The sequence below is a fragment of the Vogesella mureinivorans genome (assembly GCF_007644035.1).
Lineage (GTDB): Bacteria > Pseudomonadota > Gammaproteobacteria > Burkholderiales > Chromobacteriaceae > Vogesella > Vogesella mureinivorans.
In genome coordinates this window covers 1-340 of the sequence record NZ_VMTV02000175.1, presented here as the reverse complement: position 1 = coordinate 340, position 340 = coordinate 1, and the positions used below count along the sequence as shown (strand labels likewise).

The 340-nt window shown below is 67.9% G+C and carries 1 pseudogene; it reads right to left on the bottom strand.

Annotation, left to right across the window (positions count from 1 at the left end):
• A pseudogene (locus FLQ44_RS06365) lies at positions 1-340 on the bottom strand (hypothetical protein); the annotation flags it as partial.

The following is a 340-nucleotide window of genomic DNA, read 5'->3' as shown; positions in this document are numbered from 1 at the left end:
GCCACATCCATGGAAAAGCCGAAGTGACGCGACAGCGACTGCAGCGTCTGGGTGTACAGCGGGGAGGGACCGCGCGCCCACGGGGCCACCGCGCCCTTGTGCAGGGTCTTGTCCCGGTCAGGCACCACCAGATCGGCGTCGAAGGCCAACTTGACGCCCAGCCCGTCACAGGCCGGGCAGGCGCCGAACGGGTTGTTGAACGAAAACAGCCGCGGCTCGATCTCGCTGATGGTGAAGCCGGACACCGGACAGGCGAAGCGCTCCGAGAAGATGATCCGGCGCGGCTCCTCCTCGCCCTCCTTCACGTCCGCCCATTCCGCCGTGGCAAGGCCGTCGGCCA